The sequence below is a fragment of the Citrobacter sp. CK185 genome (assembly GCF_030333565.1).
Lineage (GTDB): Bacteria > Pseudomonadota > Gammaproteobacteria > Enterobacterales > Enterobacteriaceae > Citrobacter_B > Citrobacter_B koseri.
The window spans coordinates 679,936-702,598 of sequence record NZ_JAOWFR010000023.1 but is presented as its reverse complement, the minus strand read 5'-3'; the positions used below and the strand labels follow the sequence as shown (position 1 = coordinate 702,598).

The following is a 22,663-nucleotide window of genomic DNA, read 5'->3' as shown; positions in this document are numbered from 1 at the left end:
TTATCGCACCATTTCAAACTCTTCCCAGGTCTACCGAAATCAACTCAAAGCCCGTATGTTATTAACAGAGTCATTTAGCCGAAAGTTCTCTTCGGATGATTTCTGCGCCTGCGCTTAGGGCATCGAGCTTACCTCTGGCTACCCGACGAGATAAAGGAGCCATACCACAGTTGGTAGAAGGATAGAGCTTGTCGGCATCGACAAACTGAAGCGCTTTACGTAACGTACTGGCGACTTCCTCTGGTGTCTCAATGGTATTGGTTGCCACGTCAATGGCCCCTACCATGACTTTTTTACCGCGAATCAGTTCAAGCAGATCCATTGGAACATGCGAGTTATGACATTCCAGTGAGATGATATCGATATTAGACGTTTGCAGTTTGGGAAAAGCTTCTTCATATTGTCTCCACTCTGACCCCAGCGTCTTTTTCCAGTCGGTATTGGCCTTGATGCCATATCCATAGCAGATATGCACAGCGGTTTCGCATTTTAGCCCTTCAATGGCTTTTTCTAACGCGGCGATCCCCCAGTCATTCACTTCATCAAAAAACACATTAAATGCGGGCTCATCAAACTGGATTATATCGACACCGGCAGCTTCTAACTCTCTGGCTTCCTGATTGAGAATTTTTGCAAATTCCCAGGCCAGCTTTTCGCGGCTTTTATAGTGGGCATCGTAGAGCGTATCGATCATCGTCATAGGCCCTGGCAGCGCCCATTTAATCGGCTGACGAGTGAGCTGGCGTAAATACTTTGCATCTTCAACAAAAACGGGTTTTTGACGCGCTACCGCATCAACAACGGTCGGTACGCTCGCATCATAGCGATTACGAATTTTAACAATCTGACGTTTCTCAAAATCAACGCCGCTGAGGTGTTCAATAAACGTGGTGACAAAGTGTTGGCGCGTTTGCTCGCCATCACTAACAATATCAATACCTGCCCGTAGTTGATCATCCAGGGACAAACGTAGCGCATCTTGTTTTCCCTCGATTAATTCCTCATTTTGCAATTTCCAGGGCGACCAAAGCGTCTCAGGTTGAGCAAGCCAGGAAGGTTTAGGTAAACTGCCAGCCGTTGAAGTGGGTAGTAATATTTTCATAATCGATGACCTTTTATTTTCGGTTAATCAGAGAGCGTAGTGAGCAGACCACTTTTCAAGAATATCCTTGTATGGTTTGATGAAATGCTCTTCTGTAAACTTTCCCTGCTCAATAGCCAGCTGGCTGCGTTCTTCCCGATCATAAACAATTTTTGTTAATGAATGATCCTGGTGGTTCAGATTTGGTTGATAGCATTGACCTGCTGCGGCGTTGGCATTGTAAATTTCAGGTCGGTAAATCTTCTGGAACGTCTCCATCGTGCTGATGGTGCTGATAAGCTCAAGATTCGTGTAATCACTAAGTAAATCACCAGAAAAATAAAAGGCCAAAGGTGCAACGCTATTTTGGGGCATAAAATAGCGAACCTGCAAATCCATTTTTTTGAAGTATTTCTCAGTTAACGAAGAACCACCTGGCTGGTATTCGATACCCAATACAGGATGCTGATTCCCAGTCCGATGATAGATATCGTTACTTGACACGCTGAGACATATCACAGGTGGTTTTTTGAAATGCTCTTTGTATTCACTTGAGTTTATGAAATGTTTAAATATGTTCCCATGCAAATCACCAAAATTATCTGGAATGCTAAACTCAGGTTTGTTTTTGTTATGCTCTGGCAGTAATACGCTAAAGTCATAATCTCGCACGTAAGAGGAGAAATTATTCCCGACAATACCTTCAAAACGTTCGTTGTTCTTTTTGTCAATAATATTGGTTTTTAATATTTCAATAGCGGGGAATGTATCGCTGTTGCTATCAACGTTAATATTCATCGCAACAGAAATGATATCAAGTTCCATAGAATAACGATCGCTTTTGGGGTTATCCCAATACGCCAGTGTATTGAAGCGATTGTCAATCATCACTAACGTGTTGCGTAAGTTTTCCTGGCGGTTCTTTCCTCTGGCCAGATTCGCAAAGTTGGTAGTAATACGCGTATTTTCCGAAGGGTTATAATGTTCATCAAAGCGACTGCTTTTGATCGTAAATGTAAAATCGTTATTCATCGTGATCCTGCATCCTAAGTCATGATATGAAAACTGAATTAATTTATTGATTTTACAGAGTTACCTGACTTTATTATTTAGCAGTATTCATGTTATCAATAAGTGAGTAAGGTCTCTTTTATGCCAGAGTCACTGGATGAGTGAAAGAGACTTAATTTCATTACAACATGAGTCATATTCATGGTCTGCTGTATGGTCAAACCCGGTCATGCTTGTAATCGATTAAGTTGAATAGTGATTCTTCCACCTGACCGGTTCACCTGGCTCTGTTATTCAAGCGCAGCTGGCAGGAGGCTGTGCAGCAGAACATTAGCGCCTTTTTCTGCCCATTCCGGCTGAATGTTTTCTGCCTCGTTGTGGCTGATGCCTTTTTCGCAGGGGATAAAAATCATGCTGGCGGGCGCGATTTTGCTGATATAACAGGTATCGTGACCGGCGCCGGACACCATCCGTTTGCTGCTGTATCCCAGTGCCTGGGCCGCGTTTGCGCTGCGCTGTAGACAGGTCTCGTCAAATGCGATGGGGGCGTAATCGAAGATGCGCTCCACGTCGAGCTGAATGCCGCGCTGATTCAGATCGGCGGTTGCCTTGCGAAGCGCCGTTTCCATTGCCTGGAGGGTGGCAGTCTGTGGATGACGAAACTCCACGCTGCAATGTACTTCCCTTGGCACTACGTTACGCGATCCCGGTGAAATCTGCGCCATGCCGATTGTCGCTCTGCCGTCAGGTTCGTGCTGATTGCCAATGTCTTCCACCGCCAGCGCCAGACGGGCGAAGGTGGTCAACGCATCGCGGCGGCTGGCCATTGGCGTGGTGCCGGCATGGGCGGCAAATCCGCGGATTACAACGTTGAACCAGCGCTGGCCCATAGCGGCATGCACCAGGCCGATATCAATACCTTCCTCTTCGAGAATCGGGCCTTGCTCGATATGTAGCTCGTAACAGGTGTAGACAGGGAAGGCGACGGCGGGCTGGTCGCCACGGTAACCGATGGCCTCAAGCGCCTCGCCGACGCTGATGCCATCCTGATCTTCACGCGCCCACGCGTATTGTTGTGTGAACTGCCCGCTCCAGACGCCGGAGGCCAGCATTGCTGGCGCGAAGCGTGCGCCTTCTTCATTGGTCCAGTTGACCAGTACAATATCGCGTTCGGTTTCAATGTTCTGATCGTTTAACGTACGCAGCACTTCCAGCCCGGCCAGCACGCCGTAAATTCCATCATATCGCCCACCCAGCGGCTGAGAATCAACGTGTGAACCGGTCATCACCGGCGCAAGCTGTGGTTTTTTACCGGTGCGGCGAATAAACATGTTGCCCATGCTATCGATTTCGCAGCGAAATCCGGCTTCCTGCGCCCAGTCGCGCAGTAAATCACGGGCGAGGCGATCCTCATTGCTTAATGCCAGTCGGGTGACGCCACCGGCTGGCGTGCCGCCGATTTGCGCCATTATCTCAAGCGTCGACCATAAACGCTCTGCGTTCACGCGGATCATACGTCTTCCTTTTTGGTGCGATAGCGAAAGTCACAGCATGCGCCACCCTGCATGATGGTGGTCGTACGGGTCAGCTCCACGTCGGGCGCGTAGCCGACGATAAATTTCTCATCTCGGGCGCAGGAGAGCAGGTGGCCAATCTCACCGAGGCCCATCTCGTGGTACATCTCGGCGTAACGGCAGCGGGTGACGTTATAGTTGTACTGCTTGTCGTCGGCGTCGATCACTTTGACATCCAGCGCGTTATCCTTCTCCCACAGGTATTGCAGGGCGATAAAACTCTTCACGTCTGTGCCATTCGGCTCCTTGCGCGCAAATTCTTTACCGGCATCGATCGCCGCCTGCTCAATGGCTTCGCCAATGACCGCCTGGGCGCGGGCTTTCCCTATCTCGCGCACCAGGATTTCATAGATTGGTTTAATAATCTCTGCTTCTATTTTGCGGCGGGCGAGAATGCCCAGCTCATTATTATCACTCATCACATTGCCTCACTGCGTTACTTCGTTTTGGCGCCGCCCAGTACCGTTTGCGGCTGCCATTTACCATCCACGACTTTGTAGACGGTGAAAGACGGCGATTTCAGGTTGCCTTCATTATCAAAAGCGATCTGCCCGGTAACGCCGGAATAGCTTATTGCGCGCAGAACCGGCAGATACTCAGCCGGATCGACAGAGTCGGCTTTTTCCATCGCGGCAACCAGAACGCGGGTGGCGTCATAGGCGAATGGGGCGTGGAGTTCAATATGGGTGTGGTAGCGAGACTGATACTCTTGTTCGAACGCCTTACCGCCCGGCATCTGCTCAACCGGCAGGCCCGGCTCCAGCGCCACGACGCCTTCACCTTCTTTCTGGGCCAGTTGCAGGAAGGTCTGGCTGACGAAGCCGCCTGCGCCCATCAGCGTGGCGTTCATACCCAGCTGTTTGATACGACGCGCCAGCGGCGCGGCCTGGCTATCCACGCCGCCGAAGAAAATCAGGTCAGCGTTTTTGCTACGAATGGCGGTCAGCACGGCGCTGAAATCCACGGTTTTGTCGTCAACGTACTGACGGTCAACAATCTTCACGCCCTGCGCTTCAAGTGATTTTATAAACTCGTCAGCCAGCCCCTGACCGAATGCGGTACGGTCGTCGATCACGGCAATACGTTTTGCCTTCAGGGTATTCACCGCGTACTGACCGGCAAACTGGCCGCCGTCGTCGTCATGCCCCATCACACGGAAGCTGGTATCAAAGCCTTGTCTGGTATAGGCATGGCCGGTGGCAACAGGCGCGACCTGGGCGATACCCGCATCGTGATAAACGCGTGCTGCCGGAATACTGGTGCCGGTATTCCAGTGGCCGACCACGCCCGCCACGCCGCTATCGACCAGACGCTGCGCCACAGCCACGGCAGTGCGCGGGTCAGACTGATCGTCTTCAGATTGCAGCCTGAAGGTCACCGCTTTACCACCGATGGTCGGGTGCTGCTTGTTGATATCGTTAATCGCCAGTTGGGCGCCGTTCTCCAGATCTTTACCAATACGGGCAGACGGGCCGGTAAGCGGGCCTGCAAGACCGATGGTCACGGTTTCGCTTTCCGCTGACCATGCACCTGTAGAGGCAAAATTACTGAGCAGAATAGCGGCGCTGAGCGCACTGATTTTTACTGTTTTCATTGTTTTTCCCTGCTGTTGGTGAGTGTGTTAAACAGGCATTTCGCCCAAATAAATCTGTGCAATTTGATCGTCATTAAGCATCGCTTTCGACTCGCCGTGATGCACAATGCTGCCGCTGTCCATCACCCAGGCGCTGTCGGTTACTTCCAGCGCCAGTCGGGCGTTTTGTTCAATGAGCAGCAGGGCGACGCCGCGTGCGCGCAGACCGGCGATCACGGTAAAAATGTTTTCCACCATCCTGGGGGCTAACCCCATAGACGGCTCGTCGAGGATCAGCAAACGCGGGCGGCTCAGCAGGGCGCGGTTGAGCGCCAACAGCTGCTGTTCGCCGCCAGAGAGCAGCCCTGCAAGCTGGTGCTGGCGTTCGCCAAGACGCGGGAAACGCTCAAAAATCTCTGCCATTTCGCGCTTAACACTGGCGGTGTCACGCCTTAACCATGCCCCCATCTGCAAATTTTCAAGCACCGTCATGCGGGCAAAGATGCCGCGACCTTCCGGCACCATCACCAGCCCGTTGCGCAGCAGCGTCTCCGGTTTCTGTTTGCGTACGGCTTTGCCATTGAACTCAATGTTGCCGTTAAAACTTTCCAGCCCGGTGATGGCGCGCACGGTGGAACTTTTACCCGCGCCGTTGGCGCCAATCAGCGTGGCTTGTTCACCCTCATGCAGGGTAAAGGAGATATCGCGAACGGCCTGAATACCGCCGTAATGCACATCCAGGCGTTCCACCTTCAGTAACTCAGACATGCTTATTGCCTCCAAGCCAGGCTGCGATAACTGCCGGGTCGCGACGCACGCTATCCGGCGTGCCGCAGGCCAGCGTTTTGCCGTAATCGAGCACCGTCAGGCGGTCGCAGATGTTCATCACCAGCTTGACGTCGTGCTCGATCATCAGCAGGGTTTTGCCATCTTCACGAATACGGATTAACAGCTCGCCAAGTGCGACCTTCTCGGCGGCATTCATCCCCGCAGCAGGTTCGTCAAGCGCCAGAAGCAGCGGATCTGTAGCCAGCGCGCGGGCGATCTCAAGACGACGCTGGTGGCCATAGGCCAGATCGCAGGCGCGGTAATGGGCAAACTTTGCAATGCCGGTGTACTCCAGCCAGCGCCAGGCCTGTTCGCGGGTTTGCGCTTCTTCCTCACGGGCGCGTTTATGACGGCTCAGTGCAGCCCATAGCCCATTACGGGTACGAACGTGGCGACCGACCATCACGTTTTCCAGCACCGACATCTCGTTGAACAGACGCACGTTTTGAAAAGTGCGTGCAATCCCGGCGGCGGTGACTTTCTCTATCTGTTTTGGGTAATAGGGTTGGTCTGCAATAAAAAACGCCCCCCTGTCTGCCGGGTAAAGCCCGGTAATCAGGTTAAAACAGGTGGTTTTTCCGGCTCCGTTGGGGCCGATCAGACCGTAGATCTCGCCTTTATTGATGGAAAGCGAAACATCGTCCACGGCGGTCAGGCCGCCAAAGCGTTTGGACATATTGCTCACGGTTAACAGGCTCATGCTTTCACCTCTTTGTGGCGAACCGGCCAGATACCGGATGGGCGAACCAGCATCACCAGCACCAGTGCAAGGCCGTAGAAGAGCTGACGCAAAATTTCCGGGTCAATCAGTACCGTGCCGAACAACATCTGTTGAACAGGGGCCGCCTGGCTACGGAGCAGTTCCGGCAGGGCGGTCAGGAGCACCGCACCGAGGATCACGCCGGGGATATGGCCCATACCGCCCAGCACCACCATCGCCAGCACGGCAATGGACTCTTGCAGGGTGAAGGATTCCGGGGAGACAAATCCCTGAAACGCGCCAAACAGTGCGCCAGCGACGCCGCCAAACGAGGCGCCCATAGCAAAAGCCAGCAGCTTATAGTTACGCACGTTAATGCCCATCGCGCGGGCCACGTCTTCGTCCTCACGAATCGCGTGCCAGGCGCGACCGATACGTGAGTGTTGCAGGCGCAGGCAGACAAAAATGATCGCCACAATGACCAGCATCAGCAGGTAGTACCACAGCCACAACGCGGGTACTTTAAAGCCGAGCCAGTGATAAACACCGCTGAACTTCAGGCCAAACAGGTTAAGCGTATCCACGCCGGTGATGCCTTTGGCACCGTTGGTGATATTCAGCGGGCGATCGAGGTTGCGCATCAGAATGCGGATAATTTCGCCAAAGCCCAGCGTAACAATTGCCAGATAATCCCCGCGCAGCTTCAGCGTCGGTGCGCCAAGCAAAATGCCGCATACGGCAGCGACCAGTGCCGCAGCCGGAACGATCAGCAGATACGAGGTATGTAGCCCGTCCGGGAACCAGACGGTGAGGATTGGGAACACCTCAGACAGATGGGGAGAGGCCAGCAGAGCGGCCAGATAAGCCCCAACGGCATAAAAGGCAATAAACCCCATATCCAGCAGGCCGGTATAGCCCACGACGATATTGAGCCCCAGCGCCAGCATGATGTAGAGCAGGGCGAAATCGATCACGCGGACCCAGTAGTTACCGCCAAGCTGACTGGCAACGACAGGAGCGATCAGCAATGCGATGCAGAACAAGGTCATGCCTGACCAGAATTTGCGCGTCGTGGCTGGAGCTTGCAGTTGTACGGTTGTCATTGATTTTCCCTTACGCTCTGTGCGCCACGCGCTCGCCCAGCAAACCTGCCGGACGGAATACCAGCACCAGGATCAACACGATGAAGGCAAACACGTCCTGGTAATTACTGCCAAAGACGCCGTTAGTGAGCTCACCGAGATAGCCCGCACCCAGCGCTTCTATGACACCCAGTAAAATCCCGCCGATCATCGCACCGCGAATATTGCCAATGCCGCCAAGCACGGCGGCGGTGAACGCTTTAATTCCGGGGAGAAAGCCCATTGAGAAGCTGGCGTTACCGTAGTTGCTCGCCATCATCACGCCGGCCAGCGCCGCAAAAATGCCGCCGATAGCAAACGTCAGGGTGATGATGGCGTTTGGGTTAACGCCCATCAGCGTGGCGACCCGCGGATTCTCTGCCACTGCGCGCATGCCTCGCCCGAGGCGAGTGTATTCAACCAGCAGCCACAGACCGGTCATGACTGCCAGCGCCAGCCCGACGGTGACAATGCCGGTGAGAGTGATAATCGCGGGTGGATGAGTTTCGCCGCCGGAGGTCACGGCGATCGGGGCCATCGACAGGAGCTGCGGGAACATCAGCGGGTTGCGGGTCCAGACGATCATCGCCACGGTTTGCAGTAATACGGAAACGCCGATACCGGAGATCAGCGGAGCCAGCCGTGGGGCGTTACGCAGCCTGCGATAGGCGAAACGTTCCACCGCCATCGCCAGCAGGGCGCAGACGGCCATCGCAATGAGCAGCGCTACACCGAGTTGCAGTAACTGCGGCATAGCAGGGAAGGTATGATTCAGGACATTGATGGCGGAGAGCGTAGTGAGCGCGCCAACCATCAGGATATCGCCGTGAGCAAAGTTAATAATACGCAAAATACCATACACCATGGTATAGCCCAGCGCGATCAGCGCGTAGATGCTGCCCAGCATCACACCGTTTATCAGTTGTTGTATGAGTGTGTCCAACGTTTGTACCCGACAAATTGCTCTTTCAGTGGGTACCATCCAATAATTGAATAAAATTGTAAAATACACATATATTATTTCTTATGATAAACAGATATTTTTATATCTTAATGATTAATATGATTATTTTATTAATCACAAAACAAGCTTATAGCCTAAAGAAATCAATATATGAATAAAACAGAACAATTGACGACATTACCCTCCTTTGCGGAGAGTCGCCTTGCCAACGATCCTCCGTTGCGGGCGGTGCGCGCCTTTGAAGCCATTGCCCGGTTAGGAAGCGTGACGCAAGCCGCGAGGGAACTGGCGATTTCGCCATCTGCGGTTAGCCATCAGCTCAAATTACTTGAGGGATATCTGCAAATCGCGCTCACCGAACGGCATGGGCGACGACTGGCGCTGAGCCAGCAAGGGCGTGAATATTATCGTTCGATCCGTGCGGCGTTTAACGTTTTGCGTCAGGCGACGGAGCATCTGGTGGAGCAGGAGCAGACCCGGCAGGTAACGATTAGCCTGATTCCGCTTTTTGGGATGGGCTGGTTTATTCCTCGCCTGCCGATGTTTATGCGCGCGAATCCGCATACCGAGATTAACGTGGTGTATGCCAATCACCGCAACTATCTGAGTGACGCTTCAGACATGTCGATCCGCTTCGGCAATGGCAACTGGGCGGGATACCAGAGTGAAAAACTGATTTCCGGGCGTATGGTGCCAGTATGCAGCCAGGCGTTTTTGCGACTGCATGGTCATATTGATACCCCGGAGCAACTGATGCAGATGCCGCTGCTGCATGATGAAGAACGAACCACCTGGCATCAATGGTTTATTCAGCAGGGCGTGAAGCGTTCCCCGCCGCGCAGCGGCCCCTTGTTTGAGGACGGTCTGCTCACGCTGGCGGGCGTACAGGCAGGACTGGGATGCGCCCTGATGCGCGAACCCCTCATTATGCCGTACCTGGACAAAGGCGAGCTGGTGAAGATTTTCGATCTGCCAATAGATGACGGGCGCGACTACTATTTGTGCGTCCGCCAGGATAGTGAAATGACGCAGGATGGCAAGCTATTACAGAACTGGTTAAGGCGCGAAGCGGCTACCGTATAACGATGTCACCGCATATGAAGCGAATAAGGGGCGACATAATGAAATGCCGTTTTCAGCGCAGCGTTGCATAGCCTCTGGAGAACGCAATTTCTTCCCGGTCGCAGACGACTTGCCAGGCGTCTGCTGACGGGGTGATAAATCCCCGCAGCCCCAGAGGCCGTAATAGCGTGGCGTCGCGCTCTGTATTCAGCGTCAGCAGCGCCGTTTGCAGTGCCGTAATGGCCTGTGGATTAACGGTATCGCTTGCCACCAGTAAAGGCATCGGTGCGGGAACGCTGCGCGTCAGTATGCGCACATGGCGCGTTAATTCCGGCTCATACCGGCACAAAAGCGACCAGGCATAGCTGTCCAACGGGCCGACATCCGCTTCGCCCGCCGCCAGCGCTTCCACCACGCGTCGCGGGGTGATTAGCGGCCCGACAAGCGTGCGATAGAGCGTCTTTCGCGTCTCGTTAATGTATGCCGACAGATGATAGCGTACCGCGTTATAGCCGGAGTGCGACTCCGGGTTGGTATACGCCAGCCGCCCGTCGAATGTCTCTTCCAGACATCTGGCGGTAGACGATGTCGGCACCATAAATAGGGTGCGGTAGTGCCCTGGAATCCCTTCCCTGGCGGCCTCTTCCGTAACCGGCGCGGCCACCGGGCGTACCGGAAAGCGCCGCTGCGCGAAGGGCCAGCCGCACATGAATACCGCCAGCAGATCGGAACGAGCCCATAGCCCCTCCAGCCTGGCCGGGGCCGGGTAGTCAACAATCTCTGCCGTCAGCCCGGCGCGGCGCACGGCTTCGGACAGGAGTCTTTTCCACCCCTCCGCCGCTGCCGGAGTTACCGAGTACATTCTTGCGTTAACAATCATCGGTAACGTAGCTCCTGACCAATACCCAGCGCACGCGCTTTCTTCAGCATCGTATGCCCCAGTGCGATATCGCTTAGCGACAGCCCCCGGTGCCAGAAGAGGATGGTTTCATCATCATTTTCACGGCCTGGCTTCGTGCCCGCGACAATGTCGCCCAGCTCGGCATGCAGGGTATGCTCACTTAATTTTCCCGCTTCTACGTGGGCTCGCAGTGAACCAAACATGCCGCCTTTGCACTGCCCCCAGTCGTCCACCACCAGCTTGTCCATCATGTCGGTGAGCGACAGCTCCACGGCGCTCATGGTGCCGTAGGGCACAACAAAGGTGCCGGGCTTTATCCATTCTGTTTTTAACAGCGGCGTCGGCGCATTAAGACGCGAGGCTTCGACCACAATATCCGCGCCGCGCACGCAGCTTTCCCAGTCATCGGTAACGATGATTTTTTTGCCGAGATCCTGCTCCAGACGGCGGGCAAATGCGGTACGGCTTTCCGGGCGACGAGAATGAATGCGGATTTCATCAAAATCATAAATGCTGTTGAGCAGACGAACGTTCCACCAGGCGGTTCCCCGCGCGCCGATATGTCCCAGCACTTTACTGTTGCGGCGGGCAAGGTGGCGTGCGCCCAGCGCGGTAAGCGCGCCGGTGCGCATATCTGTGATTGCCGATGCGTCCAGAATGGCGACCGGCATCCCGGTGCGCGGATCGAACAGGTTCAGTAGCGCCATTTCCGAGGGCAGCCCGAGCGTATAGTTATTGACGTAATCGCCGACGATTTTTACCCCGGCGAGTCCCAGCGGTTCGATATAACCGCGCAGCACGTTAAAGTGGCCGTTAAACGCTTTATCGGGAATTAAATGCATGCGCGGTTCAATGACTGTTTTTTTCTCTCCCTGTGCCCGCAGCCCGTCCTCCACCGCCGTGAGGATTTCCGTATCCGTGAGCTTCAGTTGGTCAACGTCGGGGCCGTTTAGCCAGGTTAAATGGATGGGTTGAGTCATAAATTTCTCTCACTGGTAGCATGGTTCGCATCGGGTCGTACGTGGGTGAAAAGCCGCTGGCGAGTTAATACGCCAACGGGCGCGCCGCATTTGGTGACGGTGATGCTGTCGGCGCGCTGGGAAAGCATCAGCGCCAGCGCGTCTTTCAGAGTAGCGTTGACGTCAAGCCGTTGTGGATGGTCAGCGTTCAGAGACGTTTCCATCGCCTGGGCGACCGGGGTAATAGCAAGAAGTTTCAGCGCCGCATCGCTGCCGACAAAAGCCGCGACGAACTCATCTGCCGGGGCCGAGAGCACTTCAGCGGGCGGGGCATACTGGCACAGGCGTCCTTCGCGCATAATGGCGATGCGATCGCCCATTTTGATGGCCTCATCAAGATCGTGAGTGACGATAATCACCGTCTTTTTCACGCGTTGCAGAATCTGCTTAAACTCGGTCTGTAATCGCCCGCGAACCAGCGGATCGATGGCGCCGAACGGTTCATCCATCAGCATGACCGGCGGGTCCGCCGCCAGTGCGCGGGCAACGCCGACTCGTTGCCGCTGACCACCGGAAAGCGCGGCAGGAAATCGGCTGGCGTATTGCCGGGCATCCAGCCCGACCAGTTCCAGTAATGTTTCCACTCGCGCCTGAATACGCGAGGCGCTCCAGCCCAGCAGGCGCGGCACCGTGGCGATGTTGTCCGCGACGGTCATATGCGGGAACAGTCCGACGTTCTGAATAACGTAGCCGATATGCCGACGCAGCATCACCGGATCTTCCGTTGCGACGTCGCGCCCGTTTACCCGGACACGCCCGGAAGTGGGTTGTTCCAGCCGGTTGATTAAGCGCATGGTGGTGGTTTTACCGCAGCCGGAAGGGCCAATCAGGGCCGTGGTGGTTCCCTCTTCAAACGTCATGGAGAGATCGTCAAGCGCTTTACGCGGCGAGCCAGGATAAATTTTGCTAATATTTTCCAGTGTAATCATTGTATTAGCCCTTTACGTCGGCTGAGAAAACAGGCGCTCAAGCAGGGCGAAAAGCGCTTCGATAGCCACAGCGAGCAGAATAATCGGCACCGCGCCGACCAGCAGGCGCGACATGTCCATGATGGCAATGCCGGTGGTGACAAAATCCCCCAGACCGCCACCACCGATAAATGACGCCAGAGCCGCGCCGCCGACAACCTGTACGGCGGCGGTACGGCAGCCGGCGAGAATGCCGGGAGCCGCCAGAGGCAGTACGATTTTGCCTGTGACCTGCCAGGGCGTCAGCCCCATGCCGTGCGCCGCTGAAAGCGTATCCGGGTTCACGGACTGAATGCTGGTGCAGGTGTTGAGCAAAATCGGCGGCACGGCCAGCACCACCAGCGCGACGACTGAAGGCAGCAGGCCAATACCGAGAAACGGCATGACCGCCGCAAGGATCGCCAGACTTGGGATCGTCCGCAGCGTGCTGGCGCCGCTGGTGATGATAAAAGCGAGGCGAGGGATGTTCGCGATCAGCACACCCGTCGGGATAGCAATAATCAGGGCGATGCTGAGCGCCAGCCCGCACATCATCAGATGCTGCCACACTGCCTGCCAGAACAGCGGCTGGTTATCCAGCACCCATAGGCATGCCTGGGTTATCATTGGTCTCTCCCCTGTAAAACGCGCCGCTGTAGCCGGACAAAAAACAGATCCGCGCCGATCGCCAGCAGCGACGTCAGGCCGCCGCCGATAAATATTTTCTCTGGATAGCGCTGATCCAGCCCGGCGAGAATAATTGCGCCAAGTCCACCGGCGTTGATATATGCCGCGACCGTAGCGATGCCGATAAGCGTGGTGGTGGCAATGCGCAGTCCGGTGATGATGAACGGTAGCGCCAGCGGCAGTTCCACTTCGCGCAGATTGCGCCAGGCGCCATATCCCATTCCGCGCGCCGCTTCGCGGACGTCCAGCGGAATGGCATGAAAACCGGTGGCAATATTGCGGGTCAGGATCATCAGCGCATAGGCTGTCAGCCCGACAATCGCCGGGAGCATTCCGATGCCGAGCCACGGGATGAGCAGTGCGAATAGCGCCAGCCCTGGAATGGAAAAAATCATGCCGGTGACCGCCATCACCAGCGCATACAGTCGCGGGCGGCGGGCGGTGGTAATGCCGAGAAACAGTGAAATAGCGAACGCCATCAGCATTGCGGTGCCGACCAGTACCAGATGCTGCCAGAGCGCCAGCAGAATGTCGTCATAGTGTCGCGTCGCCCAGCGCATCAGGAGGTCTCCAGCAATACGGCCTGGCCTGCAAGCCATTCCGGCTGCATTATCGCGTCGGCCAGAACGGAAATATCGCCAGCGCTGGCGCGATCTTCATCCAGCGGCGCCACCCGAGCACGAATCTTGTCGTGTAATGCCGTTGCATAGCGTCCTGGCCGTGGCGACGCCTGAAGATCCAGCGCCTGCGCGGCGACCAGCAGTTCAATGGCCACCAGATAGCGCAGGCTTTCCAGTAGTCGTGTGGTTTTGGCGACCACCCCCATTGCCTGCGAAGCGTAATCTTCAATCCGATCGGCTACCGGCATCGTCAGCGGGGAGAGCGGCTGGGCATGATGGGCGATATCGCTGACCAGCGCGGAAACCGTTTTTTGCAGCGTGGCGAAGCCCGTCTGCCCGGCGTGGCGGGTGAGAAAACGCGGCAGGCCGCTGGCGGCGGGTGACATCAGTTTCATGATGCGTTCGCCGCTGCATGCGGCATGGCGGGCGAGAGCCAGCCCGAGGCTTTCCAGCGCCAGCGCCAGATGCGTGGCATCAAAATTGGCATTTGCCAGAACCTGTTCAGACTCAGCCAGCAGGCCGGGATTGTCGTCGGCGCTGTTGAGTTCCAGTTCCACCGCCGCGCGGGCATTCAGCCAGGCATGGCAAACACAGGCCAGCACCGGCGCGACGCAGCGGAAGCTGAGCGGGTCCTGCAACGAACGCGCGCAGCCGGGCTGGAGTAGCGGGCTGCCTTCCAGCAGTGCCAGCAGATACGCGGCGGTCCTGGCCTGTTGCGGTGCGGGGCGCATCCGCGCCGCCCAGGGCGTCAGCGGCGAGATATTAGCGCGAAACGCTTCAAACGAGAGCGCGATAGCGCCCGCGTGGGCGTTCATAAGCCGGGCGGCGTCGTGCAGCAGCAGCGCGGCGAGGCCGACGCTGGCGGCGTTAGACGACACTAGCGCCAGCCCGTCTTTTCCACGCAGCGGCGCAGGCGTCAGACCCGTCTGGTTCAACAGTGCGGAGACCGGCGCCACCGTACCCTGATATTCCGCTTCGCCATCGCCGATGAGCGCGCATCCGATATGCGCCAGCGGCGCGAGATCCGCTTCGCCGATAGATCCGATAAGCGGAACGCGCGGATGGATGCCTTCGTTGATAAAGGCCAACAGCGTCTGCGCCACGGGCAGAGAAATACCCGATGCGCCCTGCACGAAACCCGCAAGACGCGCCAGCATGATCGCGCGAACCTGTGCGGGCGTTGCCTGCTGGCCGACGCCGACCGCCCGCGCTAGCGGGATTCGTCGCTGAATCGCCTGTAGCAGATCCTCATCGTGACGGTCATTTTGCGTGTGCAGCAGCGTCGTATCGACATTAGCGCCAAGCCCGGTGGTGACGCCATAGATATGCTTTCCGGCGCTGATGCTGTGCAGCAGAAAATCAAAGGACGCGCTGATGGCCTGCTGCGCCTGCGCCCCCAGCGCGACAGTCTGGCCGCAGTCAGCGACAGCTCGCACGTCATCAAGCGTGAGCGGCGCGTCGCCCAGAAAAAGTGTCGTTGTCACGGTTGTACCCTATTTAATTACGCCTTTTGCGCGCAAAAAGTCCTCCGCCACATCGCGCGGTTCTTCTTTATTCTTTTCCACTTCCGCATTCAGTTTTTGCATCGTGGCGTTATCAAGCAACTGGCTGATGTTATTTAAAATGTCGCGAACCTGGGGATGTGCCTGTAGTGCTGTATCGCGCACGACCGGCGCAACTTCGTAGGGAGGGAAGAGGTGTTTGTCGTCTTCCAGTGCGACATACTGGTTTTCCGCGATTTGCCAGTCGGTTGCGAAGCCGTTTGCGACGTCTATTTGCCCGGCAGCAAGGGCGTCGTAGCGCAGGCCGACTTTGGCAAACTGGCGGAAAGCTTTAAATTTAATGCCGTAGGTCTGCTCCAGCCCTTTCAGGCCGTCCTGACGGTCGCCAAACTCCGCACCTGCACCGATGGTCAGTTCCGGCGCGGCTTTGGCGAGATCGGAGAGCGTTTTCAGGTGGTATTTCTCTGCGGTTTGTTTGCTCACCAGCAGTGCGTAGCCGTTGTTCACGCGGGCTGGTTGCAGCCAGGTGAGATGATATTGCTGCTGGTAGGCGTCGCTGACCTGCTTAAACACCTGTGCGGCATCGGAGGAAGGCTTTCCTTTGACCACTGCGCTGAGCGCCGTACCGGTATATTCCGGGTACATATCAATTTCGCCTTTCAGCAGCGCGGCGTGGGCGATTAACGTCCCGCCCAGGTTTGTTTTGCGTTCAACGGAAAGACCGGATTGCTCCAGTGCCTGGGCATAGATTTCCGCCAGAATATATTGTTCGGTAAAGTTTTTGCTGCCCACAACGAAATCCGCTGCCTGCGCCTGCGCTGCGAACAACCCCAGCGCCAGCCAGGAGGCTGCCAGTTTGTTTTTTATGCTCATCCCCGTTTCCCCGCAAAGAAATGCATGAATTTACTTGTATATACAAACCAGCGAAGCTAGCAGCATATTGACGGCGCATGAAATAGGGATTCGTTCTTTCTTATAACGAAACTTTAAATGTTTACTATTTGGCTGACTTCTCCTCGTACCAGCATCGTCAGACAAGTTTCAGGTGGGGCTCAGTGCCGTTGAATGGTCTTAACGGCGGAGAACGCCGGGTGGATACATAAGTAATTTTGGCTGCTCAGTAATCCCATCTTTTTTAATGCCGACCTCTTGTAGTAAGAGACCGTTTTTTCAGAGATGTTTATTGCGCTGTACATTCGTTTCACATTCCCGGCGCGGACTAACTCGCTGAGAATAAAAAACTCTTTGTCAGTGATGGTGTTACTTTCCGTATTTTTTCTATTTGAAATAGCTATCAGAATATCGTTTAATTCTGATAATGTTTTGTTTTTATTGAAGTAATATACACCGTACTGGCAAAAGAAATGGCGACGGGAATGCAGGCCTGACGGTGATATGCACAGCGTAACCTTACTAAAGAAAAAGGTTATTAACCTGTCGAGTAAACCCGGCTCTCTGACGGAGAGCAACACAACGGTATCTTTTGATAGCGAAAAAGAGGTGGTTAGCGTGAAACGTTCAAACTCGGCAGCATCGCTTAAAAAAATGCTCTCAACACGCGTACCTGACTCTTTCATCCCTTTCGATATACCCGTCAGATAATAGACGTCATCAGACACTATCACTATTTTCGACTTCATTTGAATCCCTTTTTTATATTTGAAATATGCTGGTTTCCTTAATATTTAAATCGTTATTACGAATGATTCTCGCTCATCAACGGGCCAGAGAAATCCCTGGACATAATGTACGTCGCTCTCCGAAATAAAGCGGTGCTGGTATTCATTTTCAACGCCTTCCACCAGAACATGATCCGTCAGATATTCCACCTGCTTTACCAGCGTTGTCATTGCTGGGGTATCCTGTTCAGCGGATATTCTCCAGAGTTCATGTTTATCAATCTTAATCCCATCAAAGCGAAAGGGGAGTTGCGCAATTAACGGAATATGCCTGACATAGAGATCGTCCAGCCAAAATTGAGTATTAAAAGCGCGCATTAGGGTCAGAATTGCATCAATATGTGGCACAAGTCGCGGAAAATAAGACTCGCTTTGCTGGCAATCAATTTCAATAACCTTTGGGCCGGGTAACATGGCAAGAATCGATCTGAGCCACACCAGATCCATAAGCAATGGAATCGTAATATTCAAAAATAAAATGCCATTGCGATCGTGCTGATTTGCTACTCCCGTGCATATCTGTTCCTGAACAATATGTGACAGGAGTTCTGGCGAAACAGAGCGGAAAAATAGCTCTGGATCTGCCCCTTCCGGCTGGCAGAGCACCTCACCGCCAATCCGTCTACCGGTCTGGACATGAATGATAGGTTCGATACGGCACATGAGTTTCATAATAATGGCATATCCTTTTTAATTATAAACGGTGCATCAGGCTTTTCTGGGATTAATTAAATCGGTCGCGATAAGATATGCTTGCACTTTTTAGTGGATTACTATTTATCGCTTTCAGCATTTTTATGTGTTCATTTTTAGTGCTTAGATGCAGCTTTTTATTGATCTTTTTGATGTAGTAAAAAAGCGTGTGATAGCGTTTATTTATTATTTTTGCGATATCATGGGTAGGCGTGCTGTGGGCCAGTTCGGTCAGCACGGTCCATTCAATGTCGTCAAAAGAATCCGGCTGTTCTATTTCAGCCATGAGATCGTTAATGTACTGGCTGTAAAAAGCCTCATCCAGCCAGCAGGCATGAACGGCATGATTAAGCTCAGACATGGATTCATACTTAGAAACGATATTGATATAATGAAAACTTCGCAAAACCTGAAGCAGGTAACTGTTACGCGTAAAAGTAAACACCGTTAAGCGAATGCCAGGATAGTTTATCTGCATATCATAAATGAAATTAAGCGCCTCCAGCGCACTCTCCTCCAGCGTAAAAACTTCCATGACGATATTATCAATAATATGGTTTTCTATTTTGTATTTTGCTTCTCTGAATGTCGGGCTGGTGTGTAGTACCAAAGGGTTGATCAGGTGTTTGCAAAGAAAATTAATCATATAGTTATCGGTATCAATAATTAACGTTGAATGGAGCGGCTGCGTAACGCTATTTAATGACTTGACAGAGTTTTCTATCATGACTAAATCAAATCTTGCAGTGGAAGGATTACAGGGGGAGTCCTCACTGCTGAGATAAAGAAATTGATCGTTCTGTAGTGTACGCATTATATTTTTCGATCCGCATATCGTTTACAATAATGACAAGATGTAAAATTTAACTGTAACTATTTATAAAATAAGAAAATAATAGTGATGCTATTAAAACACACCATGATAAGGCGTTGATATACACTTCATCCTTCAGGCTGCCTCTTTGTTGGCTGCGCTCATTCACCCCGGTCACGTACTACGTGTACGCTCCTGGGGACTCATTCACTTGCCGCCTTGATGCCTCTCAAATGATTTTGTGTATAAATATCTTTCTTTTTTTGTTGAGGCTTCTGATTATTTCAGTAGATGACTATTCTGTTTCTCGCCTTTTATCATGGGTAAATGATGTTTACTTTCGCCGTGGTTTGTATTCTGCCTTCCGTCGGTTTGGCACCATAGATGTAATAATATGCTCTCAGTGGAATATCAAAATTGCTTCCCCACTGCGCAATCTTATAGAGTTCATACTCGCTGGTAATATTACCTGCGGTAAGCTCTGTCTGGCTGATGGCAATTTTTTTACTGGTATCGGCACGCATAATTCGCACCCCAATATTCCTTGCCGTTCCCTGGGTGTTTTTCAGGGTGTATTTATCCGTATCGACGCTGGCGCTACTGAGATAAAACTGAATGGTGCGTGTGCTCATGCCTTCTAACAGGTCGCTGCATTCGGCATGCAGAGTGAAGTTTTCATAAAACTGCGCTTCCTTTCCTGCGGATATCAGGCTGGTAAGATCGGTTTCCGGTAGCGTGACCGTCGTATCCGGGATGCTACAGGTGCTGACATGAGGACGATAATTGATCGTGATATTCTGGTAGAATAGGCGTTTCTCTTCGTCAGAACCGATAAGGCCTAATATCCATTTAATGAATTCGGCTAAATTAACGCCGGGAAACCAGAAATCGATACCTGAAGCATCAACAACGGATATAGCGTGAGCAAGAGTAATACTGGTTGCGTCCGGGCCAACGTTATAGACATAGGCCGGGTTGGCGCCGCTCGGTACGCTTTTGAGTAACTTAGCCTTATAGGTATAGACCACGTTATTCAGCGAAGTACCGGGAATATGACTTTCTCCAGAGCGACTATAGTCTTTTTTCGTGGGTACAATATTGCCGATGGTGAATTGCAATACATAGTTACCATAATTGATATAGGCCGTGCTGTTGGCCATTTCAGAGATAATAGCAACACGGTTAACATAACCAATCCATTCGCCACTACAGCTAAACGTACCGGATGACAGCGACAGGTTCTGCGAACCTGTGGTTTCGCTGCTGAGGGAAAGTGAATCCAGGTTGAGCACCAGATTGCTCTCTTTTTGCGCGCCGGAATCGCTTTTACAGGAGGCCTGTACGCCATAGCTTATCGATCCCAGTAGCCAGGCAAGAATTAACGTTATTGTACGCATAGTGATTTTCATCCTCTGCTCCTGCCATTAGCGGCAAATATTTATCTGACCATCGTGGGTCGGCTGGCTAATAACACAGCTTTGGCGGCCGTCACTGCTGGTTTTGATATGTAAACGTGACGGGAGCTGTTCCGTTTTCAGGTACAACATTCCTCCCTGGGCGACATATCCGACGCTGGCGCCAGCATCGTCAAAAATTTCGGTGCCGAAGGGGAGAGGGCGCCCGTTAACGGTCCGTGCTGGCAACATGAACTGCCGCCGTTGGTCGGTATCGAAGCGCACATAGGTGACGGAACCCGCATAAGGCACCACTTCCTGGATATTGCCTTTCAGCTCAACGCCTTCCTTCATATGGGTGGTATCTAACTGGATTCGGTTTTTACGGTACGGGGACAGGTAAGGAACCAACGCTTTCCCGGCGGTATTCGTGGTGCGTGTGCCGTCGCCGCCCAGCGTGGCCCCTTGAGCGCCTGGCGCGTCGATAATTGCGAAGGTATCGCCCAACTGGCTGGACGTCAGCAGGCCGCCCCGATAAGCCACCAGACTACCGCTGGCTCCCGCGCCGATCTGACGATAGTCTCTTGATTCGCTATAGCTGCCGTTTAAGGTGGTAAACGCAGTGCGATAGCTCAGGCTGCTGCTGGCCGAGTTATTCCCACCGCGACGGTTGCTGCCGCTGACGCTATAGGTCGCCTGATTAAATTCGCCTGCGGTTCCGCTGATCCCCACGTTCGTGTCGGAATAGCCGTCACGATTAAATGTAACGCTGCTGTTGAGGAAGACGGGCCGTTCAAAGAGACTCAGGGGCACCGAGAATGTGAGGTAATAACGTCGCTCTTCGCGCTGATTATCATTACGCATGCTGCTGGCTGAGAGGGTATAACTTACGGCGCCAACGTGGTTGGAATACCCCAGTTGATACTCTTTTGTTGTGCCATGACCATTCCAGTAGTCCCGCCAGGTTCCTGATAAGTAAAGGGAACCCAGTTCTTCACCCAGAGACTGGCTCAGGTTGATATTAAAAGTGTTTTTCTGGCGCATATATCTGGCATTAGGGCTGTCAGCGTTCTCTTTTTGCCAGTTATGCAAAGCGATTGCATCATTGAAGCTGTAATAGTTTTTCGTGGAATAGCGATACGCCGCCAGCGCAAAGTTCGTCCCGGTGACATTAAAGAAACGGCTAAAGGCGACTTTGTAACTTTGCCCGCGGACTTTTTTATCTGCCGGAATTTGCGTTTGTGACTGTGTGACGTCAAAAGACAGCGCGCCAAACGGGAGATTAAGGCCGCTCCCGAGAAGAAACGCGTTATAGTCTTCGCTGTAAATTACCCCGGTATAACCGGTGATCAGGTTATTGATCCCGTATTGATAGCTGCCCTGGGCAAACTGGGGGCGATAGCGGCTTTCTTCCGTGCGCGCTTCCCCCAGCAACAGACCATATTTCCCAATCCCTTCTTGCAGCATGTTTGGCACCGAAGAAAAGGGGACGATGAAACTGCTGGTGCGCCCGTCTGCTTCAATGACTTCGACATTCAGATCGCCGCCTGAGCCGGTAGGAAGGATATCCGCAATTTCAAATGGGCCAGGCGACACGTTTTTCTGATAAATAACCTGCCCGTTCTGACTAATTTTAACCAGCGCGTTAGACTGTGCGACGCCGCGTACAATCGGGGAAAAGCCCTGCTGAGAATCGGGTAACATGCGCATATCCGTGCCCATGCTGACGCCGCGAAAACGCAAAGAGTCAAAAAGATCGTTGCTGGAATAGCTGTCACCCATGCGGATGATCGATTTAAGCGCAGCGATCCCGCGCTCAACGTAGCGTGTATTGTTTGTCCATGATCCTTCCACGCCCTTGCTTTTGTTATAGCTGGAGCTATCGCGAAATTGCCAGCCAAACGCATTCAGCCCGCTGTTTAACTGGAAATAGGCGTTTTCCTGATTGCGTCCGCCGCCTTTGGCTTCGTTGTAGTTATAGTTGGCATTGTATCCCAGCATCAGCGCCGGAATGCCTTCATCCCAAAAGACGGGATCGACATAACCGCGCAGCGTCTGGCGAATATACGCCTGGGGAATGGTCAGACGTAGCGACATATCGGCCGCATTGACTTTCATACTGCCTCCGTGCAGTAACGTATTCACATCCACTCGCTCGCTGGCGCTATTTGTGGCAGGGACTATTGAGGGAAGAAGCCCAAGCTGGGCAATATTCTCATGCTGGAAAAACGTTCCTTCATCCGTGATATAAACGGGAAGGCGACCTTTCCACTCCTCGTTAATAAAAACATCAAACGGGTATTCACCAGGAGGAAGCGCAGAGGCACGATAAAAACGCGACATATCGGCATTTTTAGAGTCACCGGCTAAAAAGTCAGTATTGAAAGCCACGGCATACGCCCGACTATAAATAGACATCATCGCCAGTATTGGCAATAAACATGCGTATTGACTCTTTTTACCAGCCATTGCCATCCCCATTCATTTGGACAT

At 53.3% G+C, this 22,663-nt stretch carries 22 protein-coding genes; 1 reads left to right on the top strand and 21 read right to left on the bottom strand.

Annotation, left to right across the window (positions count from 1 at the left end; genetic code table 11):
• Positions 1-70 precede the first annotated feature (70 nt).
• The 9 genes from OGV79_RS10985 to OGV79_RS10945 all read right to left on the bottom strand — a co-directional run bounded on the left by OGV79_RS10985 (position 71) and on the right by OGV79_RS10945 (position 8,831).
• Complete coding sequence (locus tag OGV79_RS10985) at positions 71-1,102, bottom strand: methionine synthase (protein WP_114847660.1); 1,032 nt, start codon at positions 1,100-1,102, stop codon at positions 71-73.
• A gap of 27 nt (positions 1,103-1,129) precedes the next feature.
• Positions 1,130-2,113 carry a DUF1852 domain-containing protein gene (locus OGV79_RS10980; RefSeq protein WP_199971286.1) on the bottom strand — a complete coding sequence of 328 codons (984 nt, stop codon included), beginning with the start codon at positions 2,111-2,113 and terminating at the stop codon, positions 1,130-1,132.
• A gap of 269 nt (positions 2,114-2,382) precedes the next feature.
• Entirely contained in the window at positions 2,383-3,606 is a 1,224-nt protein-coding gene (locus tag OGV79_RS10975) for a Zn-dependent hydrolase (RefSeq protein ID WP_286468319.1), read from the bottom strand.
• Positions 3,603-4,085 (bottom strand): L-2-amino-thiazoline-4-carboxylic acid hydrolase, encoded by a 483-nt coding sequence (locus tag OGV79_RS10970; protein WP_012133757.1) that lies wholly within the window; start codon positions 4,083-4,085, stop codon positions 3,603-3,605. Before OGV79_RS10970 ends, OGV79_RS10975 begins: the two co-directional genes overlap by 4 nt.
• Before the next feature lie 17 nt (positions 4,086-4,102).
• Positions 4,103-5,260 (bottom strand): branched-chain amino acid ABC transporter substrate-binding protein, encoded by a 1,158-nt coding sequence (locus OGV79_RS10965; protein WP_199971288.1) that lies wholly within the window; start codon positions 5,258-5,260, stop codon positions 4,103-4,105.
• Positions 5,261-5,287: 27 nt separating this feature from the next.
• The gene (locus OGV79_RS10960; RefSeq protein WP_199971289.1) at positions 5,288-6,007 is read right to left on the bottom strand and encodes an ABC transporter ATP-binding protein; all 720 of its coding nucleotides are present in this window, start codon (positions 6,005-6,007) and stop codon (positions 5,288-5,290) included.
• The gene (locus tag OGV79_RS10955) at positions 6,000-6,767 is read right to left on the bottom strand and encodes an ABC transporter ATP-binding protein (protein ID WP_012133754.1); all 768 of its coding nucleotides are present in this window, start codon (positions 6,765-6,767) and stop codon (positions 6,000-6,002) included. Before OGV79_RS10955 ends, OGV79_RS10960 begins: the two co-directional genes overlap by 8 nt.
• Positions 6,764-7,870 carry a branched-chain amino acid ABC transporter permease gene (locus tag OGV79_RS10950; RefSeq protein ID WP_115181955.1) on the bottom strand — a complete coding sequence of 369 codons (1,107 nt, stop codon included), beginning with the start codon at positions 7,868-7,870 and terminating at the stop codon, positions 6,764-6,766. Before OGV79_RS10950 ends, OGV79_RS10955 begins: the two co-directional genes overlap by 4 nt.
• 10 nt (positions 7,871-7,880) lie before the next feature.
• The gene (locus OGV79_RS10945; RefSeq protein WP_286468318.1) at positions 7,881-8,831 is read right to left on the bottom strand and encodes a branched-chain amino acid ABC transporter permease; all 951 of its coding nucleotides are present in this window, start codon (positions 8,829-8,831) and stop codon (positions 7,881-7,883) included.
• 171 nt (positions 8,832-9,002) lie between these two features.
• Here OGV79_RS10945 and OGV79_RS10940 point away from each other — a divergent pair, with 171 nt between their 5' ends.
• On the top strand, positions 9,003-9,935 hold the full coding sequence (locus OGV79_RS10940; protein WP_047458702.1) for a LysR substrate-binding domain-containing protein: 933 nt from the start codon (positions 9,003-9,005) through the stop codon (positions 9,933-9,935).
• 52 nt (positions 9,936-9,987) lie between these two features.
• Here the strand turns inward: OGV79_RS10940 and OGV79_RS10935 are convergent, their stop codons facing one another.
• From OGV79_RS10935 to OGV79_RS10880, 12 genes are all read right to left on the bottom strand, one after another.
• A complete protein-coding gene (locus OGV79_RS10935) occupies positions 9,988-10,794 on the bottom strand; it encodes a phosphate/phosphite/phosphonate ABC transporter substrate-binding protein (RefSeq protein ID WP_134769708.1) in 807 nt (268 codons plus the stop codon).
• On the bottom strand, positions 10,791-11,795 hold the full coding sequence (locus OGV79_RS10930; protein ID WP_071260029.1) for an ornithine cyclodeaminase family protein: 1,005 nt from the start codon (positions 11,793-11,795) through the stop codon (positions 10,791-10,793). The genes OGV79_RS10935 and OGV79_RS10930 overlap by 4 nt, the downstream gene beginning before the upstream one ends.
• Positions 11,792-12,763, bottom strand: a complete 972-nt coding sequence (locus OGV79_RS10925) for an ABC transporter ATP-binding protein (protein ID WP_286468317.1) — start codon at positions 12,761-12,763, stop codon at positions 11,792-11,794. Before OGV79_RS10925 ends, OGV79_RS10930 begins: the two co-directional genes overlap by 4 nt.
• A 12-nt stretch (positions 12,764-12,775) precedes the next feature.
• On the bottom strand, positions 12,776-13,408 hold the full coding sequence (locus OGV79_RS10920) for an ABC transporter permease (protein ID WP_153258141.1): 633 nt from the start codon (positions 13,406-13,408) through the stop codon (positions 12,776-12,778).
• Entirely contained in the window at positions 13,405-14,028 is a 624-nt protein-coding gene (locus OGV79_RS10915) for an ABC transporter permease (protein ID WP_110494632.1), read from the bottom strand. Before OGV79_RS10915 ends, OGV79_RS10920 begins: the two co-directional genes overlap by 4 nt.
• Positions 14,028-15,572 (bottom strand): HAL/PAL/TAL family ammonia-lyase, encoded by a 1,545-nt coding sequence (locus tag OGV79_RS10910; RefSeq protein WP_286468316.1) that lies wholly within the window; start codon positions 15,570-15,572, stop codon positions 14,028-14,030. Before OGV79_RS10910 ends, OGV79_RS10915 begins: the two co-directional genes overlap by 1 nt.
• A gap of 9 nt (positions 15,573-15,581) precedes the next feature.
• Positions 15,582-16,463 (bottom strand): glycine betaine ABC transporter substrate-binding protein, encoded by an 882-nt coding sequence (locus tag OGV79_RS10905; RefSeq protein ID WP_012133744.1) that lies wholly within the window; start codon positions 16,461-16,463, stop codon positions 15,582-15,584.
• Positions 16,464-16,642: 179 nt separating this feature from the next.
• Positions 16,643-17,230, bottom strand: coding sequence for a LuxR C-terminal-related transcriptional regulator (locus tag OGV79_RS10900; protein WP_115609580.1), 588 nt, complete (start codon positions 17,228-17,230; stop codon positions 16,643-16,645).
• Positions 17,231-17,275: 45 nt separating this feature from the next.
• Positions 17,276-17,941, bottom strand: a complete 666-nt coding sequence (locus OGV79_RS10895; RefSeq protein ID WP_286468315.1) for an EAL domain-containing protein — start codon at positions 17,939-17,941, stop codon at positions 17,276-17,278.
• A 52-nt stretch (positions 17,942-17,993) separates the two neighbouring features.
• Entirely contained in the window at positions 17,994-18,776 is a 783-nt protein-coding gene (locus tag OGV79_RS10890) for a hypothetical protein (protein ID WP_286468314.1), read from the bottom strand.
• 317 nt (positions 18,777-19,093) lie between these two features.
• Positions 19,094-20,185 (bottom strand): fimbrial protein, encoded by a 1,092-nt coding sequence (locus tag OGV79_RS10885; RefSeq protein WP_104869039.1) that lies wholly within the window; start codon positions 20,183-20,185, stop codon positions 19,094-19,096.
• Positions 20,186-20,200: 15 nt separating this feature from the next.
• Positions 20,201-22,639: a fimbria/pilus outer membrane usher protein gene (locus tag OGV79_RS10880; RefSeq protein WP_286468313.1), complete on the bottom strand. Its 2,439-nt coding sequence runs from the start codon at positions 22,637-22,639 to the stop codon at positions 20,201-20,203.
• Between the last annotated feature and the right edge of the window lie 24 nt (positions 22,640-22,663).